Annotated in this window: 15 protein-coding genes and 1 pseudogene; 10 read left to right on the forward strand and 6 right to left on the reverse strand. The window is 34.9% G+C overall.

The genetic code is table 11. The annotated features are described in order from the left end of the window. The first annotated feature begins 133 nt into the window (after positions 1-133). The 3 genes and pseudogenes from V6M85_RS02625 (at position 134) to V6M85_RS02635 (ending at position 5476) form a co-directional block, all read left to right on the forward strand. Positions 134-2032: a 4Fe-4S ferredoxin gene (locus V6M85_RS02625; RefSeq protein WP_338602642.1), complete on the forward strand. Its 1899-nt coding sequence runs from the start codon at positions 134-136 to the stop codon at positions 2030-2032. A 417-nt stretch (positions 2033-2449) separates the two neighbouring features. Beyond that, positions 2450-3247, forward strand: a pseudogene (locus V6M85_RS02630) (undecaprenyl-diphosphate phosphatase). Between the two features lie 165 nt (positions 3248-3412). Continuing rightward, positions 3413-5476 carry a xanthine dehydrogenase family protein molybdopterin-binding subunit gene (locus V6M85_RS02635; protein ID WP_338602645.1) on the forward strand — a complete coding sequence of 688 codons (2064 nt, stop codon included), beginning with the start codon at positions 3413-3415 and terminating at the stop codon, positions 5474-5476. Between the two features lie 432 nt (positions 5477-5908). On the opposite strand, the gene V6M85_RS02640 is transcribed toward V6M85_RS02635, so the two are convergent. Continuing rightward, positions 5909-6244 carry a hypothetical protein gene (locus V6M85_RS02640; protein ID WP_338602648.1) on the reverse strand — a complete coding sequence of 112 codons (336 nt, stop codon included), beginning with the start codon at positions 6242-6244 and terminating at the stop codon, positions 5909-5911. 125 nt (positions 6245-6369) lie between these two features. On the opposite strand from V6M85_RS02640, the gene V6M85_RS02645 reads away from it, so the two are divergent. Next, positions 6370-6792: a hypothetical protein gene (locus V6M85_RS02645; RefSeq protein ID WP_338602651.1), complete on the forward strand. Its 423-nt coding sequence runs from the start codon at positions 6370-6372 to the stop codon at positions 6790-6792. A 194-nt stretch (positions 6793-6986) separates the two neighbouring features. Here V6M85_RS02645 and V6M85_RS02650 read toward each other — a convergent pair whose 3' ends face one another. Beyond that, the gene (locus V6M85_RS02650; protein WP_338602654.1) at positions 6987-8333 is read right to left on the reverse strand and encodes an FAD-binding oxidoreductase; all 1347 of its coding nucleotides are present in this window, start codon (positions 8331-8333) and stop codon (positions 6987-6989) included. 563 nt (positions 8334-8896) lie between these two features. Here V6M85_RS02650 and V6M85_RS02655 point away from each other — a divergent pair. Continuing rightward, positions 8897-9304: a nucleotidyltransferase domain-containing protein gene (locus V6M85_RS02655; RefSeq protein WP_338602656.1), complete on the forward strand. Its 408-nt coding sequence runs from the start codon at positions 8897-8899 to the stop codon at positions 9302-9304. Continuing rightward, on the forward strand, positions 9304-9708 hold the full coding sequence (gene hepT, locus V6M85_RS02660) for a type VII toxin-antitoxin system HepT family RNase toxin (RefSeq protein ID WP_338602658.1): 405 nt from the start codon (positions 9304-9306) through the stop codon (positions 9706-9708). The genes V6M85_RS02655 and hepT overlap by 1 nt, the downstream gene beginning before the upstream one ends. A gap of 309 nt (positions 9709-10017) precedes the next feature. On the opposite strand, the gene V6M85_RS02665 is transcribed toward hepT, so the two are convergent. Both V6M85_RS02665 and V6M85_RS02670 read right to left on the reverse strand, forming a co-directional pair. After that, positions 10018-10185, reverse strand: coding sequence for a hypothetical protein (locus tag V6M85_RS02665; RefSeq protein ID WP_338602661.1), 168 nt, complete (start codon positions 10183-10185; stop codon positions 10018-10020). 82 nt (positions 10186-10267) lie between these two features. Next, complete coding sequence (locus V6M85_RS02670; RefSeq protein ID WP_338602664.1) at positions 10268-11887, reverse strand: acyl-CoA synthetase; 1620 nt, start codon at positions 11885-11887, stop codon at positions 10268-10270. A 196-nt stretch (positions 11888-12083) separates the two neighbouring features. On the opposite strand from V6M85_RS02670, the gene V6M85_RS02675 reads away from it, so the two are divergent. The 4 genes from V6M85_RS02675 to V6M85_RS02690 all read left to right on the forward strand — a co-directional run bounded on the left by V6M85_RS02675 (position 12084) and on the right by V6M85_RS02690 (position 15995). Then, on the forward strand, positions 12084-13049 hold the full coding sequence (locus tag V6M85_RS02675; protein WP_338602667.1) for a cyclase family protein: 966 nt from the start codon (positions 12084-12086) through the stop codon (positions 13047-13049). Positions 13050-13328: 279 nt separating this feature from the next. Next, a complete protein-coding gene (locus V6M85_RS02680) occupies positions 13329-14144 on the forward strand; it encodes an N-acyl homoserine lactonase family protein (protein ID WP_338602670.1) in 816 nt (271 codons plus the stop codon). Positions 14145-14152: 8 nt separating this feature from the next. After that, positions 14153-15445 carry a hydroxyacid-oxoacid transhydrogenase gene (locus tag V6M85_RS02685; RefSeq protein WP_338604552.1) on the forward strand — a complete coding sequence of 431 codons (1293 nt, stop codon included), beginning with the start codon at positions 14153-14155 and terminating at the stop codon, positions 15443-15445. A gap of 316 nt (positions 15446-15761) precedes the next feature. After that, complete coding sequence (locus tag V6M85_RS02690; RefSeq protein ID WP_338602673.1) at positions 15762-15995, forward strand: sulfurtransferase TusA family protein; 234 nt, start codon at positions 15762-15764, stop codon at positions 15993-15995. Between the two features lie 29 nt (positions 15996-16024). Here the strand turns inward: V6M85_RS02690 and V6M85_RS02695 are convergent, their stop codons facing one another. Together V6M85_RS02695 and V6M85_RS02700 are read right to left on the reverse strand one after the other, a co-directional pair. After that, positions 16025-17047 carry a VWA domain-containing protein gene (locus V6M85_RS02695; RefSeq protein ID WP_338602676.1) on the reverse strand — a complete coding sequence of 341 codons (1023 nt, stop codon included), beginning with the start codon at positions 17045-17047 and terminating at the stop codon, positions 16025-16027. Further along, positions 17010-17888, reverse strand: a complete 879-nt coding sequence (locus tag V6M85_RS02700) for a MoxR family ATPase (RefSeq protein WP_338602679.1) — start codon at positions 17886-17888, stop codon at positions 17010-17012. Before V6M85_RS02700 ends, V6M85_RS02695 begins: the two co-directional genes overlap by 38 nt. Between the last annotated feature and the right edge of the window lie 70 nt (positions 17889-17958).

Raw genomic sequence — 17958 nt, forward strand, 5'->3', positions numbered from 1 at the left:
GTAACGTAAGTTTTGAAATTCTGCAAGGTACTTTTATGAGAATCTATACTATAAAAATAAAATTAGACCAATTTATATACAAATAAGTAGTTATAATTGAAGATTTTATATTGTTATGATTGAAATGATTCATATGGATAATAATTTTCTCCTCTCCTACCTAGTGGTTACTTATATAATATTAATGATGTTTATCAATTTTTGGATTATAGGTCATATTGTAATAAAAGAATATGTTAATCGAAGAGTTGTCCTATTTTTATCTTCAATAATCTTATACATGGCAGTTGAAAGTATCGCGTTGGGTTATATCGTCTTCCATCGTGGTGAAATATTCATCGAACCAATACTTTTATTATTTGCGTCAGTTCCTCTCTTCTTATCGTCTATAACTAAAAATATGATAGTCAGATTAAAGAGTGACATCATATCCTCGCTTTTGCTTAGTGGAGTTATAGTTTTTGACGAGATTTCCATGGGATATCTCTACTCATCAGCCTTCGGACCACACTCATACAATCCATTTATAGATTCAGTATCTAACGTAGCATTTGGAATAATGATGATTATTGATGGTCTATTCTTCTTATTTATAGCAAGAGTCAAGAACATCATAGAGTTTGCATTAACAACGTTCACAATTTCAATGGCTTTTTTACCCTCGTTATTCATAGAGTTTCCCAAACTAGTTCAGCTTTTTTCTTCTCTGGTCTCAACTGCAATAATGATAATTAATATCATCATGTTGTATTTAATTGAGATAAAGAGAGTTACATTTCAGGGACAATTAATCGCGTTGTCTTTAGCCCTCTTCGATTTTCTTATGATGCTAGGACTGTTAACCTTCGCGTCATTTAACGATATGTGGCTGATCTCTTTATCTGTAGTTATATCGATGATGTGGTATTTTATTGCGGTACTATACGAATTTCCAAATAAGAGAATTGAAATGAAGCTAAGATATCCCTTCATTTTTCTGGTTCTGATTAACTTAGCGGAGCTAAGCATGGGATTTGGCGAGAGCGTATTTGGATTTAACATAACCAATAGCGTTTTCGTCAATGCAATTCCAACGAGGAGTCCACCTAGTAACCCTTTTTGGTGGTTATTTCCCATAAATCCCTTATTGATGGGAATAGAGGCAACTCATGCGACTAACGATTTGGTAATTAACGCTATTCTAACTTCTTACATGTTCCTTATGGCGACTACTATGGAACCGTTTTATGTAATTATGATGGGGATTGAGATGAGCTACTTAGTCTATGAGAGGTACAAAAAAGCTAAGAACCTCAGCGTAAAAAATTGGGCTTTAATAATTGTTCTTGGCGTACCCATATTTACAGTCTTAATACCTTATTATACTAATATTTACGTTTTCGGAATGAGTGGAATGATCTTTCGCGTCACCCTCTTATCATTTACGATTTCCATAATTTCCGTCATAGTTGCTACGATATTATTCGGTAGGAGAGCTTATTGTAATGCAGTTTGCATGTCAGCTCACATGTGGACGAACATATTCTATGATCAATTTAAACCTAAAAGATCAAGTAGAGTCTGGGAATACGTCAGATGGACTTTCTTAGCAATAATGCTCATAGCTTTTTTATCATATATAATGATTGAGCTGAAGTTATTAGCACCAATAAAGATTGGTATGATAACGTTAGACCCACTAAACTTCTACGGAATGTTTACAGTGAACTATATATGGTGGATATTTTATTTCTTAACACCTTTCTTTGGAGCTTACAGTTGTGCTAGGCAAGGATGGTGTGGTTTTGGCACTTTTACTGGGTTATTTAATAAAGTGTTGTTCAAGATAAGGGCTAAGGATGTTAGTGTATGCGAAAATTGTGAGACTCACGCTTGCGACATGGCATGCCCTATAAAAATTCCAATAAGTGACGATATATTAAAGAAAGGGTACAGTAACAGGATAAATTGTGTTGGGTGCGGAGATTGTATAGAAGACTGTACGTATAACAACCTAGAAATTATAGATATAATTAGTTTTATCAAGAAATGAGAAATGAACATTGTTTTTACTCTTTATAAAGTAAAAAGATTCTATTGGATACAAAAAGTAATTTAAAATATTCTTATTACCCTTTTGCTACTTCACGATAGCTTTTCAACTAGTTATATTCCATAGTTCTTTTCTACATAAGTATAGTAAAAGTGGTATATGCGGAAAATTCTAATCAAGAAGAAGAGCAATGTTACATGATAAATCTAAATTCATATTACATAAAATGTTTATGGAGATTATATAGTCAATATAGTTATATTTTTTCTAAGTAGATAAATCTTAATATTCAGATATATTACAGTGACATATGAAAAGCACAATCACCTCGTTTTCGTTGTCAAAAGCGAAGACACTCACTTATGGTCTTTTAGGTAGAAAACCAGTTCCTTATGAATTAGTAAGTGGTGATATTATATGAATATAATAAAATTGATAATAATAGGGATAATTCAAGGGATTTCCGAATGGCTACCAATTAGCAGTAAAACTCAAGTTCTTTTGGCTTCTCACTTTTTATTAGGTTTAAATATAGCAATAGCGTACAGTTTTGGATTATTTATGGAATTGGGATCCATAGGTTCTGCTCTGATTTACTTTCGTCGTGACGTTGTAAAAGTATTCAAGGAAAGGAGACTACTATATTTTCTTGTTATAGTCACATTGATGACTGGACTTATTGGAGTTCCCCTATACGTTATTTCTGACAAACTCCTCCTACAGAATGCATATAATTCTTCAATACCGATGATAATTTTAGGGATCGCATTAATCCTTGACGGAATATATATCAAGTACTCTAGGGCAAAAATAAGAGAATTTAAAGAATTGAAGACAAAACACATGATAATAATTGGAATAGCTTAAGGTCTAGCCGCTTTACCCGGAGTAAGTAGATCTGGGATTACTGTTTCCTCAATGCTATTTTTAGGAGTTAAGCCTGAAGACGCATTTAGATACTCCTATTTAGCTTACATACCCGCTGCCCTTGGCGCTGTTGGAACCACTCTACTATTTACTCATAGTAACGTTTCCTATGTAATTAACATGATAGGTATAGTGGGAATACTAACTGCAGTTATGTTAGCGTTGATTTCTGGGGTTTTAGTTATAAACGTTTTGCTAAGATTTGCAAAAAAGAGAAATATTTATATTGTAGACTTTGCACTAGGTGCAATAGCTATCGTAATAAGTGCAATTACTTTAATTCTTTAGCCCCTTCTGGCTTGCTTTCCTTAAAAACGGGTGAATTATCTTGCTGTTACATTAAGATAAGACTAAATTTTATGATAGAGTTGCTCCAAAGAATGGTGAAAATTGGACCATTGGCATGAAAGAATAAAGCCCTAATTTTATTAATTAGTTCACTTATTAACTTTTATGATTCAAGAACATTTGCCTCTTATAACGGGAAAGGGTACTTACATAGATGATATATCTCCTAAAAATGTGGTTTACCTTCACGTAGTTAGATCTCCGATAGCAAGAGGGATAATAAAGAGCATAAGTAGGCCAGAAAGCGCATTACTTTCTTTGACATGGGACGACGTAAAAGCCTACATACCGGCTAGGCTATTTCCGGACTTAGCTAAGACAGCTCAAGTAGCTAGAATGCCGGTTTTGGCTGATGGAAGGGTTAACTTTGTTGGTCAGCCAATTTTAGCCTTTGTTGTAGAGGATAGGTATAAGACTGAAGACGTAGCTGAGGAGGTCTCCATAGATTACGAGGAATTAAAACCAATAGTTGACCCTGAAGAGGCAATAAACGCTGAACCAATTCACCCAGGGTTAAAGAGCAATATTTCTATTGATCAATTACTTGAAGGTGGTAATTTATCTTTAAAGAGTAAAGCTGACGTGGTAGTAAGGAGAAAAATTAAGCAACACAGAATAGTCTCTAATCCCATGGAGCCTAAGGGGTTCATTTGTTGGTGGGATAACGATGTTTTAAACGTTTACGTATCAACACAAGCACCATTTGGCGTTAGAAATGATTTGAGGGAAATACTAAACATACCACCAGAGAAAATCAGAGTTTACTCAGCACCAAATGTGGGAGGAGGTTTCGGAAATAAGAGTGGGGGATATCCAGAATACGTACTTGCAGCAATAGCATCAAAAAAGTTAGGTAGACCGGTAAAGTGGATAGAGACTAGGAGTGAAATGCTAGTTAACGCGCAATCACTAGGAAGAGGAGAAGTTTCAGACATGAAACTTTACGCTACCAAAGATGGTGAAGTCTTAGGAATTGAAGGCAGTGTAATAGCAAATATTGGAGCTTATGATTACGGAATAAACTTCTTTACTTCCCTATTCGTTTCCAGACTATCTAATGGCCCATATAAAATGAAATTTGCCTCCATAAGAGCTATGTCAGTTTTCACTAACACTCCTCCAATGGGATTCTATAGGGGTGCTGGTAGGCCTGAGGCAGCCCTAATTCACGAGACGTTGATAGAGGATTTGGCTGAGGAATTGGGAATGGATCCAGTTGAGATAAGGAGGAAGAACCTAATAGGAGATAACGGATACGTAACGCCATTGGGAGTGAAAATAGATCCAGCGGGATACAATGAAGTACTTAACGAAGCAGAAAAATACTACAGAAAAGCGAAAGAAACCCACAAAGACAAAGGAATATCAATAGTAATATTTAGTGAGATTGTTAGAACTTCACCAGGTGAAGGTGCTAGAGCTCAAATAAAGGATGGGAAGGTTTACATTTATTTAGGCATAGGGCCTCATGGGCAAGCATATGGGAGTACTTTTAAGAAGCTGGCATCTGAGGTGTTAGGTATCAGTGAGGACAAAATAGAAATAGTTACCGGAACAACTGAGACTGTTAAAGAGGGTATAGGAAGTTTTGGATCTAGGGCTGGTACTATAGGTGGTTCTGCTGTAATTGCAGCCTCTAGGGAATTGCTTAGTAAGATAAATAAGAATTCTCTGAATGAGGAAGATCTGATTAAGTATGAAGGTGTAGAAGCTGAGGTATTTTATAAGGCGGACGATATATTTGCACCAGGCGCTCACGTAGCAGTTGTAGATGTAGATAAGGAGACTGGATTTGCTAAGGTTCTCGAATACTATGCAGTAGACGATGTAGGAAGGGTTATGAATAAAGAGGAAATTGAAGGACAAATAATAGGTGGTGTATTACAAGGTGCTTCGCAGGTGATAATTGAAGCCATGAGATATGATGAAAGAGGAATTCCACTGTGTTCTTCAATAGCTGATTGTGGCGTTCCTACTGCGTTAGAATCTCCGCTTAAAGTGTATCCATATTATATCGAATACCCCTCTCAATTGTTATCAAAGAGCAGAGGAGTTGGTGAGGCTGGTACTACTGGTGCCTTGCCTGCAGTATTTATAGCTCTAGAAAAAGCCGTAAAGAAGAAGTTCAATGTGACTCCGGTTGATCCGTGGCTAATTGCATCTACGTGACCTTCGCTTTTTACGTTGACTAGACGATAAATTAGACTTGGAATAGAAATATTTTTATTATTTCGCGAGATTTTTCAAGACTTACGTTAGTTTTAACATTCTCTTCATAGTAAAAATAACGTACAAAATAAGATGGTTTAAAATACCCCACAAAGCATAGTAAAAAGGTTTAGGGAATCTAACAGGAAAGTTCTATTAATGCTAGCTTGTTTAACCAACAATTTCTTAATGTCACTTACGTAAATATAAATGTGAGAATTGCTATCTATTGTGGTTTGCCATCATGGGTGAATATATGCGATAGGGACTATAATTTAACTAAATTTAGATTTTAATACTGTTTTGGATTGGGTAAGGAATTCAGGAAAGGGAGATTACAAAAATGTGGGCAGAAAGCTTCGCCTTTTTAAGGGCGAGGAGAAGTCAAGCATTTTAATTTTTAGGCAATAAGCGAGGATTAGCTTGAAGTATTTTTATCAAGTTATCTAATTCTCTAAGCTTTTCTCTTATTTTATTTTCACTTTGATCAACGTAATCCTTCAATTCCTTGAATTTTTGATCTACCTCTTTGAACATATTCTCGCACTCATTTGCTTTTTTAGTGATTTCCGATAACTTGTTAACGCAATTATCATAATCTTTCATGTGATTGATAACAGCCTCAAATAGGGCAACAGCGAATAGCCTCTCATCCTCAGTTAGCTCTTCCCCTTTAATCAATTTTTCAATAACTCTCGTGAGTTGCTGAATTAAATCCTCAAGCATCATTTAGAAATATGGAAGAACTGCTATTTATAATTTATATGTATCCATTTCACGTTACTTTTTTCCTCTTCGAGGGAGAAAGCGAGAGTGTGAGAAAGTTTAAATAATTATGAGAGAAGATTTCCTTTATGCCATCCTTTGGCATGATATCAGATATAGTACTTAATGACGTAAGAGAAGATTTGAAGAGAAAGTTAGGAAGAGAAATTCCTAATGTGACAATTGAATTCGTGAACTATCTGCCTCCGCAAGTATTAGCTTATGTTAGAGCTAATGAATACACAATTTACGTTAACTATCAGCAGTACATGAGGGCTAAAAACATGGGTTACGAATACGATTACCTTTACGTCATTCTCCTCCACGAATATTTGCACATAATTGGTATCGCTGATGAAAGGGAAGTGAGAAGAATTGATCTAGAAATAGTCAAAGATAAATTTGGAGAGGATAGTATAGCTTACAAACTAGCTCTGAATCTGGCAGATCCTAGGGATGTTTACTTGAATGAATCACAGAGACTAGGTGGAAAGCCCAACACTTTCATGTAAATGCCTTTTTTATGAAAAGTGCTATATACTTTGTGGGCTTTTCAAGGTCTGCGTTACTTTTTCCATATCGAGTAAAAATAACGTTCAAAACCAGATAGCTTATAAATACCCATAGAGCAAAAGTGCTATAAAGAAATTATTTAATTACATAAAAATCCTTTATTTCCAATATCCGAGACCCTTTAAATAGGAAATTAATTACTTGAGTTATTTAGAAACTTATATGCTAATTCCACATATTTATTGGGATTCATTATGTCATCTGGATCTATTAATTTCTTTATCTGGTACATTAAATCGAGTACTCTAATACCATTATGTTTGGCTATCTGCTCCGCCATTAACTTAGCCTTCTGAACTCCTATTCCATGCTCACCACTAACTGAACCTCCCAATTCAATTGCCATTCTAGCTATTTCCTCAAACGCCCTTTCTCTAGTATCCTTATCCTCAATTATTATATTTGGATGCAAGTTACCATCTCCTATGTGAGATATCACGTAAAATTTAGTATTGTATTTCCTCCCTATTTCCTTTAATCTCCTTATCGCCTCTGGTAACTTCGATACTGGTACCACTATGTCCTCAGCGTAAAATACGTTACCCGACTCAGCTTTAACTGCTATGGCAGCCTGTGCTCTTAGCGAATATAATTTTTCAGCCTCCTCACCTTCTGCTACTTTAACGTCGATTGTCTTACCCTCTAGTACTTTTAATACATCATTAACCATATCCTCCTCTATGGAAATCAATAACATTCCACCTTCAGTCTCCTTAAGATTAGCGTTAAGATGTTTATTTAGTGCTCTTACTACATCAGCATCTACATATTCTGATAATTCTGGAAGTATTCTGTTCTTTCTCAAGCCCACAATTACCTCGCCGACAGATTCGAAATCTTTTAATAGTGCTGATATCATAACCATTTTTCTCTTTGGTAATGGAATTATTCTCAACCATATTTCAGTTATTACTCCTAAAGTTCCTTCGCTCCCAACAAATAAGTGGACTAAATCATAACCAGCCCTATTCTTCCTTAATGGTTCGCCAACTTTGATTACCTCTCCATCTGGTAATACTACTCTTAAGGCTAATACCCATTCCCTAAACGAACCATGCCTTACACCTTTCATTCCTCCAGAGGATTCGGCAACTGCACCACCTACTGAGCATAGGAAAAAGCTTGCAGGATCTGGGGGTAACATAAAACCTTTCTTTTCAAGTTCTTCGAACAGATCTATTAATTTGATACCGGGTTGAACTCTCACATACCAATCAACATCGTTTATTTCTAAGATTTTATTCATTTTGGACATGTCTATTAGTATACAATTTTTATCGCATGAAGCAGCTCCAGTTAGATTAGTGCCAGAACCCCATGGTATAATTGGTATCTTCACTTTTCTTGCAAATTTCACAATTCTAACTACTTCTTCTTCATTTTTTGGAAAGAAGATAATTAGAGGTCTCACTTTTTCTCCAGAGAAGTCCTCTCTTTCTTCAATCTTGTGCTCAATATCTTCCAACTCTTTAAAGTCCATATAATCTACTATTCCTAAAATTATAATAAAGATTTCTCGTATATGTCCTCTACAGTGTTGAAAAATGATTATAATGTTCGCTTCTAAATTTAGAGAGAATTTAACTATTTTCTTCCTTTTGTTTTTAAAATTTTTACTTAAATATAAAAATTATACCCTATACACATGATGTTTAAAGATTTAACTTAGTATCCACTTCATGCATATCTAATAAAGAGAAACAATTAAAAACATTATCCATATATTTATTAAATCACAACTCTTATAAATAAATTCTGCTATTTCCTAACGTAAATTATTTTGATCTTGGATATTTTTGTAGATACTTGTAAATTTTAGAATCAGAACGTATTTTCTCGATGAATAGAGGGGATTAAAATAAGCATTGACCTTGAAAACCTCAACAAATGTTTGCTGAAAGAGGACAATCGCCTTTATAGGGCGTAGAGAAGGTCAGTTTCTCTTAACCTTATGGGATGAAGCTTCCTACACTTACTTTCAGTAATTTTACATAAAGAACGGGAAAGTTAACGTTATTTATTCTTCTTTACGAAATAAGATTAGTGGATATCAAAGTCCTCGATAAACTAAAACAATTTTCCTGGAACAAATATGGTGTACTTTATGCTATTCTCTTTGGTTCTTTGGCTAAAATAGGAAAGGGAAGAGATGTGGACATTGCAGTCGAATTTGAGGAATATAACGTAGATATCCACTTAAGGTTGCTAAATGACTTACAAGATTATTTAGGAACTGAACTTATTGATCTAGTAATCATTACTGACGATACGAGCTGTTACTTGATTCATGAAATCTTTAATAACACTCGATTAATTTATTTAAGAGATGATAAGGCATGGTTTAAAATGAATAATAGAATAAACATCTGTGAGGATTTCTTAATTGATGCAAGAAAGTTAAATGAAATTGAAAATGCAGTGCTGGCAGTCATGAGAAGGTGGAAGGAATAGTGACATTACTAGACAAGTTGCTTGAGATGATAAAGGACTATACGATTAAACTTGATGAGATTAAAAGTCTTGATGACTGGATAACCTATTATGCTACGTTGCATCTGCTTCAAGTACAAGCTCAAGCTTTCATAGATTTAGTTAGAAGAATCTTGTCTAACATGGGTATTACGACTGATAGTTATAAAGAGAGTATTAAAAAATTATTTGAGCTAAACCTAATTACTGAAGGGGAGTACTCATTTTTAAGTTCAGTCGTTTCATTTAGAAACATTGTAATACATGGTTACGCAACGGTAAATCAACACATAGTGTACAAAATAATGAAGGAGAAAAGTTATAGAAGATTACTTGAGATTGCTGAAAAATTGAGAGAAAAAGGGGAGAAATATTGGGATCCGTAACATAGCTATTTTTACGAGTAGTTTCTATTGTATTTAGTTTCGTGTAAAATTGGTTCAAATGACTGAATAATGCTTATCTCGTATGTTTTAGCTAGCTTTTCGATGATTAGGTTTTTATTTTATTTATGATGCAATCATTATCATTATTATATATGTCTCATATACTGAATCTATGTAATGTGATCATTCCTAATCCTCAGACTAATTCTAGCAGAATTCTTGGAAGTTTAATTTATACCTTTTCATAAAATTATATCGTAGGTCATAATGAGAGGGGCCTTTCAAGTTTCCTTTGCGAGTCGTAATTAGTTAACCTGCACTAGATGATAAAAACGGATCTATTATTTTCGGTAATACTTTTAGTGAGTCAAACACGATGTCATAGCATGCAACCAACACAAATCCAGACCGACCATCAACTCCTCCACTAGTATCCATATATTTGTCATTATCTCTAAGATCGATGTTTTCACTCAATTAGTTCTACATTAGATAATAAAAAATGAATGGAATAAAATACAATTCGTAAAAGACGCTTGAATTGCCCCAAGACATTATTTCATATTTTCTTCTTTAACTCAGCTCTCCTTATCTTCCCTGACTCGGTTTTTGGTATCTCTTTTACGAATTCTATCTCTTTAGGATATGCGTAAGTTGCTAATCTAGTTTTAACCAAGTCTATAATCTCTTGCTTAAGTTTTTCACTCGGTTCATAACCTTGTTTCAATACTATAAAAGCCTTAATTATCTCACCCCTAACTGGATCCTCCTTACCTATAACTGCTGATTCTAATACTGCGGGATGCTGATTAATTACAAACTCTATCTCCTCTGGCCCTATTCTATATCCACTACTCTTTATCAGAAAGTCACTTCTACTCTTAAACCATATATACCCATACTCATCCTTCCACCCTACATCACCAGTTAACAAATAACCTCCCCTAATTTTCTTAGCCGTTGCCTCAGGATTCTTATAATACTCAATCATAACAATGGGATCAGGTAATTTCACAGCTATTTCTCCAACTTGATTTGGAGGCAAGACGCTTAGATTTTCGTTAACAATTTCCACTACGTGACCTGGAATTGGCTTACCTAATAGATTACCTCCACCTTTTTCCTCTAAAATCTTGTAGGGAATAATTTTACTATTAGTACCAGTTAATACATTAGCCTCTGTTTGTCCATATCCAACATTTAATGGGGCACCTAATACCTCCTTACTCCACTTTATTAAATCATATGTAACTGCGCTTCCACCAGAAGCTAATACCCTTAACTTCAGATCATAATCTTTAGGATTAACTGACTTCATTATTATATTTAAGGCTGTAGGAGGAGCAAAGAAACAAGTAGCTCTAGTATCTTCTAAAACCTCCATAACTCTCCTAGCATCTAATCTTCCACCTCTGTTATAAGCCACCATCGGCATTCCGAAATATAGACTTGGCATTACAACATCTAATATTCCCGCTATCCATCCCCAATCAGCCAATTGAGAAAACACATCCCCTTCTTTAGGAGCAATATCAAACACTATCTGATACCATGGTATATGAGCTAAGACTGCAGCATGTGATAGCAAAACACCTTTAGGTAATCCAGTAGTTCCAGAAGTATACAACATATGTGCAGGTTCATTAGCCTTTGTTCTTACTGGGGTGAAAGCTGGTGAGCTTCCTCTTTTTATATCACCGAAAGTGTAATTTCCCTTAGTTAAACCTATTATCGTTTGAGCCTTAAGCTCCTTAATTATATCCTCCCTATCTGTAAATAAGACTTTGGCACCACTATGCTGTAATCTATAATTTGCGGAATCAATACCAAATAACGGTGTCATTGATAAGGCTATTCCGCCCATTTTGTATATACCAACTATTGCTGCGGCTGTCTCTGGTCTTGGACCCATCATTACACCTACTGGTTCACCCTTCTTTACGCCTAACTCTGTTAAGAAGTTAGCAACTTGATTGGAAAGTTTATCAAGTTCACTGTATGTCAATTCCGATTTGTTACCCTCGTCATCTCTATAAATGATTGCAGTACCCGTCTTATTTCTTGAAATAGCCTCTCCCATATTGAAATACTCTGGGATATCCCATCTGAATGATTTATATAAAGTCTCGTAATCATCAGTACCAAATTTACGTAAATCTATTTCATATGTTGCTGACATTTATAATGATATAAGTTTTAGTTTCTTATAAGTTTTTAAGTTAATACGTTTTAATCAGCTACTTATACAGTAACGTAATTAATGTTATAAAATCTTCATAAATTTCACAAAGATTTGGTAAAACTCAATTTATTCTTAAATAGTATTCAATATTAGATTAAAATATGAGGCAAAAATAAATAAAATATGAGGTTAGATGGTACAGAAAAGTAAGATATCTAATTTAAGTGAGTTATTGAAAGACTGTCCGTCTAACTGGGGTAGATGGGGAAAAGATGATGAATTAGGAGCCTTAAATTTTCTAGATAACCAAGAAGTATTAAGGGGCGTTAAAGCTGTAAGGCAGGGTAAGGTATTTACGCTTCAAGTACCTATAGGGTCTCCTAAAGGAGATCCTGTCTGGCCAGGAAGATCTTCAGCTATACGAGTTAACGTAAATGATAAGGGATATTATATAGCTGGGAAAAATAAACCACTATATGGTGGGCTGGAATACGCTGATGATATGATAATAATGTTCTTGCAAGGTACAACTCAAATAGACGCCCTCGGACATACCTGGTATGATGATAAGATATGGAACGGATATGACGCAAATGAAACCATAGGAGGCTTGTCTAAGGCTAGTGTATTTCCGATTGCTCAAAAGGGTATTGTTGGTCATGGTATCCTAATTGACGTTGCCTGGTGTAAAGGTGTTGAAGCTTTACAAGCTGGAGAAGAAATTACTTTAAATGACTTAATAGAGTGTAGTAAGAAGGAAGGTATTGAAATACAAAAGCATGATATATTATTAATAAGAACTGGTTGGATTGCACAATTTTTCAAAAAAGGTCCAGAAGAATTCTATAAGAATTTCTTAGAACCTGGCCTCACATATAGAAAGGAAGTAGTAGATTGGTTCTATAAGATGGAAATACCAATGTTAGGAACAGATACGATAGCTAATGAGAGAACTACCCATCCGGAAACAGGAATATATTTGCCCCTTCATGCCGCACTTATGAGAAATCTTGGTATAGTACTCAATGAAATACTATGGCTTGAAGATTTGGCTGAAGATTGTAGGAAAGATGGTCAATGGGATTTCCTTTATGCTGGAGCACCTCTAAAAATATATAAAGCAACGGGAGCACCTATTAATCCCATTGTTATCAAATGATATTATAAAAAATTTTTTAATAATTTTATAATGCAAGTCGTTCAAGCAAACGTTGTATTTTAGTTAGAAAATATCATCTTGAACACTTAATTCATGTTTCAATCTATACTTATGAAATATAAATGGGGATTTAGTTTCTTAATCTGATTAGAGTATATATAAATAAATAGAGGAAATGCAAAAATCGTGTTCGAACAAGAAAGAATTCGTGTATAACATAAGAGTATTAAACAATCTTCATAATAAAGTTTAAATAAGTCAAAATGTGTTAATAAATCTATGTATGCAAAAAGAATCTATCTTTTGGATTTGGGTGTATTAGGAGGAGATTCTGGCTGGTTTTTACCAGGTGCTGCTGGAGGTGCTAAAACATATAGTAATAGAAATGCGACAAGTCAATGGTTAGAAATCCCAGTGTCTGCTGCTCTAATTGAACATCCTGATGGCTATATCCTTTTCGATACTGGAATATCTCCAGATGCGATGAAAACACATGAAAAGGGATTAATGGAAGCCTTTCCAATACTAAAACTCACAGAGGAGAACAGATTAGAGAAACAACTGGCATTAGTTAACGTAAAACCTGAAGACATCAAGGCTGTGGTGATATCTCATCTTCATTTAGACCATATAGGACAGGCTGGAGTCTTTAGAGGGTTGAGAACTCCAATCATAGTCCAAAAGAAGGAATTAGAATACGCGTTGTTGATGTTATGGCAAGGAAAGGGAGGCGCTTATGATTACTCAGATCTAGAACCTTTAAGAGGCGCAAATTGGATTCCAATATCTGATCAGAAATTCGAATTAGCCGATGGTGTGGTGGCTGAATTCACTGGTGGGCATACTCCGGGGCATCAAATGCTTTACGTTAAAACGGAATCGGGCAATACCTATGTTCTCACTGGAGATTATTTACATTTAGTTAAGGAGATGGAGCTAGAAGCTAAAGGATGGCTATTAGGAGATGCTGAGGAATGGCACACATACATTAGAAAACTGAAATACTTCTTATCTAAACCTAAAACTAAATTAGTAGCGGGACATGACGTTAACCTTTGGAATAACTTCCCCAAGGCACCTAAGGCACTTGAGTGATGATAAGAATGTCTTCCAATTACATCGCCTATACTCCTAATACTGATTCTGTTTTTGTAATTGAGGTTCCTAGAATAAAATTCGGTATTGGTGCATCGGAAGAGGTTGGATTTGAGGCAAAACGCTTAGGTTTGAAGAGAGTAATGTTAGTTGTGGGTAAGAGGGTCTCACAGACTAAACTAGCTGAAAAAATTATACAAAAATTGGAAGAAGCTTCAATCTCTGTAAAGATACTTGATGACGTGAGAGTGGAACCAGATGATGAAGCCTTAATCGAGGCTTATAAGAAAATTAAGGATGAAAACGTAGATGGTTTCATAGCCTTAGGTGGAGGTTCAACAATAGATACTGCAAAGGTGTTGGATCTAATTCATACTTACCCTGCGGAGCTTTCAGATTACATAAACGCTCCAATAGGTAAGGGAAATATTCCTCCTGGTCCAACAAAGCCATTAATTGCTATTCCAACCACTGCAGGAACGGGGAGTGAAAGTACAGCAGTGGCAGTATTGGATGTCAAGTCTTTAAAAGTCAAAACGGGTATAAGTAATCCTTACATAAGACCAGCCGTAGCCATAGTAGATCCTCTTACTACCATAACCTTACCACCTATGGTAACTGCTTCAACTGGTTTAGATGTGTTAAACCATGCAATAGAATCGTTTACATCAAGGCCATATACATCTAGGCAACCTCCAGAGTCACCACTTAAAAGGGCAGTTTACGCGGGGTCAACACCAGTTGGTGACATATTTGCTTCTAAAGCTATAGAGTGGGTAAATAAATATTTGAGAAGAGCAGTTGCAAATCCTACTGACATTGAAGCTAGATATTACATGATGTTAGGAGCCAGCATAGCGGGGATAGGATTTGGTCATGCAGGAGTTCATTTACCTCATGCGATGGCTTATCCAATTGCGGGTATGGTTGAAAAATGGCATCCTCCAGATTACGATTTCGGATACGCTATTGTACCCCATGGTATATCAACTGCAATCCCTGCTGCGTACGCATTTAGATATTTAGCCAAATTCTATCCTGAAAGATTTAAGGAAGTACTAAATATTATGGGTATAGAGACCAGTAATGATCCCAAGGAAATATCTGAGACAATATCAGAGTACTATTTACACTTGCTAGAGGACATTTCAGTGCCAACCAAGTTGAGAGATATAGGTTTTAGCGAATCGCATTTAGATAAGTTAGTTGAGGGTACACTAGCTCAAAGAAGATTACTGGAACAATCTCCTAAGAGATTAAGTAGAGAGGAAATAAGAAAAATCTTTATGGAGGCATTATAGAAAATTACTACTACTCTTTTTTAAATGCTTATTACTTTGTGGTTTTTTAAACTTGCGTTACTTCTTCATATTCTCTTTATAGTAAGAAAATAACGTATCAAACAGATAGTTTTACAAATATCCCGTAAAGGGAATATTTGTGAGACTTTCTCACTTATGTCATGATATTCTTAAACTTTTTCTAGGTTATTTAATGAGAATAGCCGTATAGAATTGTATATTACTTTTTAAAAGCTATTTAATCAAAATTTTATTGCATGAGATGAAGAATTTATAAACTCTTAAACATAGTATATATACAGGAGGGAAAAGAAGTATGAGTAGTCTTAAGATATATAAGGAGTTGGATTTGACTAGTTCATCGTGTGCTGGTCCCATAGGTGAGTTATCTGGAGTTATTGATGAGTTGAGGGATGGGGAGGCTGTTAAGGTAATTCTCGGGGATGAGGCAACTAAGAAGGATATCACATTGTGGGCTAAGAAGAGAGGTTTGAAAATAGTACAAGAAACTAAAGAAGGCAATAAATACATACTACTAGTAAGCAAATAAGACTTCTTTTATTTATCTATTATTTACCTTTATTTTCTTTTTATTTTCTTATCATTGAAGATTATATTAGGTGAGGTCATTAAATCAACATATTTTAACGCTATCTTAATGCCTTCCGTGGCTGGAGTGTATGAAGGATTATCCATTAAGGGATTTACCCATATTATTGACTTACACCTATTTTTAATATTCTTTAATTCTCTCCCTAGTAATTCTAAATTACCTAAGTCCCAACCATCACTAAATATTATGAGACTGCACTTACGATGAATTAAATCCCCATAACTTCTCCTTAAGCTATATAATGCTTCCCCTATCCTCGTACCACTTCCATAGGATATTATAGAAATGAGTTTATCAATTTTTATCCTATTTATACTTGTAACTTGAAATAGACTTGTGACTCTCCTCAAGTTAGTACTAAAGTAAAATATTTCAGTTTTGTTTGAAATCCTCTTCATAAAGAATGAAAATAATAAGATCTCTTTAAAGAAATCCTTCATGGAACCAGATACATCACACAATAATATGAAATTTGATTTACTCATTTTCTTCTCTGATTTAACAAGATAAGGCGATTCCAAAGAATATTTAATTTCACTTTTCATCGTTCTTCTCATATCTACCTTCCCATTTCTCTTTACCTTAAATCTATGTCCTTCAAGGCTCAAGGCTATTTCATTAATTCTTTTTGCTATTATATTCCATTTGATTAAATCACTATTTCCTATTGAGAGAGCGCTGGATTTTATTCTTGATTCGGCTGGGCTATAAATGTAAAAATCATTAGCTAGGTAAGATCTATTTGTTACTCTACCTAGAACCGAATATTTATCTTCCTCAGACTGTTTTCTATCGCGTTGCTCATCAACGTTTAGGCTAAAGTCCTTTATCATTGTGGCTTTTAAGATTGCGTTTACCGTTTCGGTGTCCCTATCCCCTATCAGTTTAAGAGAGTTTATTGCATCTATAGTTTCATCTACTCCAACATTTCTCCCTAGTTGTCGTAAAATATTAGCTATCTTCACTATCTTCTTTTCTTCCTCTTCCATTTCTAAACCTCTCAAAGTGTCTTATGTCTTCTTCATCTTTGAGTAAAACATTTATTATCAGACTTTTCAAGCTCTCCTCAGATTCCGCATCTAGTAGGCTCATAGCGGTAACGAAGTCTATGGTTTCAGCTATCCCAGGCTTATGCATTATTTCGTCATCCCTTCTTAACTCATTCACAATTTTTATGGCTTTTTTAGCCTTATCTTCATCTATTCTACCAACCTTCCTTCTAACTATTTCCAGTTCCTTTTCCTCACTGGGGTATGAAAGGTATAGATAGAGGCATCTTCTTTTTAGGGCATCAGAAAGGTCTCTCGTCTTGTTAGATGTAATGAAAACATATGGCCTTTGTTTAGCCCTTATGGTACCTAGTTCTGGAATAGTAATTTGGAATTCACCTAGGAATTCCAATAAAAATCCTTCAAACTCTGGATCAGCTCTGTCTATTTCATCGATTAGGAGAACGACTCTCTTATCGCTTCTTATAGCTTTCAACAATGGTCTCTCTATGAGGAACTCTTCACTGTATATTCTCTTCTTTATTTCACTTTCATTAGCTTGTTGCATCATTTTAATTTCTAGTAATTGTTTTGGATAGTTCCACTCGTAAAGTGCTTGGGAATAATCTAACCCTTCGTAACACTGCAACCTTATTAATTCTAGATTTAGGGCCTTTGCTATCACTTTCGCGAGTTCAGTTTTTCCACATCCAGGAGGGCCTTCAATTAATAGCGGTTTTTCTAGTTTCAATGATAAAAATACTGCTATTGCAGACTGTCTATCAATTACATAATCGTTATCCATGAGTAGTTTAATTAATTCATCCACGCTACTCAGCATTATACTTAACACCTATAATGACGGTATATTACGAAAAACAAAAACGCTAACAGTAATGATAATAAAAAAT

The sequence above is a fragment of the Sulfolobus tengchongensis genome, from assembly GCF_036967215.1.
Taxonomy (GTDB): domain Archaea; phylum Thermoproteota; class Thermoprotei_A; order Sulfolobales; family Sulfolobaceae; genus Saccharolobus; species Saccharolobus tengchongensis_A.

Bases quoted from the DNA above. Each gene is read 5' to 3' on its own strand.
- V6M85_RS02685 (WP_338604552.1), top strand. From the start codon at position 14,153: ATGTCTTCCAATTACATCGCCTATACTCCTAATACTGATTCTGTTTTT.
- V6M85_RS02680 (WP_338602670.1), top strand. From the start codon at position 13,329: ATGTATGCAAAAAGAATCTATCTTTTGGATTTGGGTGTATTAGGAGGA.
- V6M85_RS02700 (WP_338602679.1), bottom strand. From the start codon at position 17,888: ATGCTGAGTAGCGTGGATGAATTAATTAAACTACTCATGGATAACGAT.
- V6M85_RS02635 (WP_338602645.1), top strand. From the start codon at position 3,413: ATGATTCAAGAACATTTGCCTCTTATAACGGGAAAGGGTACTTACATA.
- V6M85_RS02695 (WP_338602676.1), bottom strand. From the start codon at position 17,047: ATGGAAGAGGAAGAAAAGAAGATAGTGAAGATAGCTAATATTTTACGA.
- V6M85_RS02645 (WP_338602651.1), top strand. From the start codon at position 6,370: ATGCCATCCTTTGGCATGATATCAGATATAGTACTTAATGACGTAAGA.
- V6M85_RS02625 (WP_338602642.1), top strand. From the start codon at position 134: ATGGATAATAATTTTCTCCTCTCCTACCTAGTGGTTACTTATATAATA.
- V6M85_RS02640 (WP_338602648.1), bottom strand. From the start codon at position 6,244: ATGATGCTTGAGGATTTAATTCAGCAACTCACGAGAGTTATTGAAAAA.
- V6M85_RS02675 (WP_338602667.1), top strand. From the start codon at position 12,084: ATGGTACAGAAAAGTAAGATATCTAATTTAAGTGAGTTATTGAAAGAC.
- V6M85_RS02690 (WP_338602673.1), top strand. From the start codon at position 15,762: ATGAGTAGTCTTAAGATATATAAGGAGTTGGATTTGACTAGTTCATCG.
- V6M85_RS02670 (WP_338602664.1), bottom strand. From the start codon at position 11,887: ATGTCAGCAACATATGAAATAGATTTACGTAAATTTGGTACTGATGAT.
- V6M85_RS02650 (WP_338602654.1), bottom strand. From the start codon at position 8,333: ATGGACTTTAAAGAGTTGGAAGATATTGAGCACAAGATTGAAGAAAGA.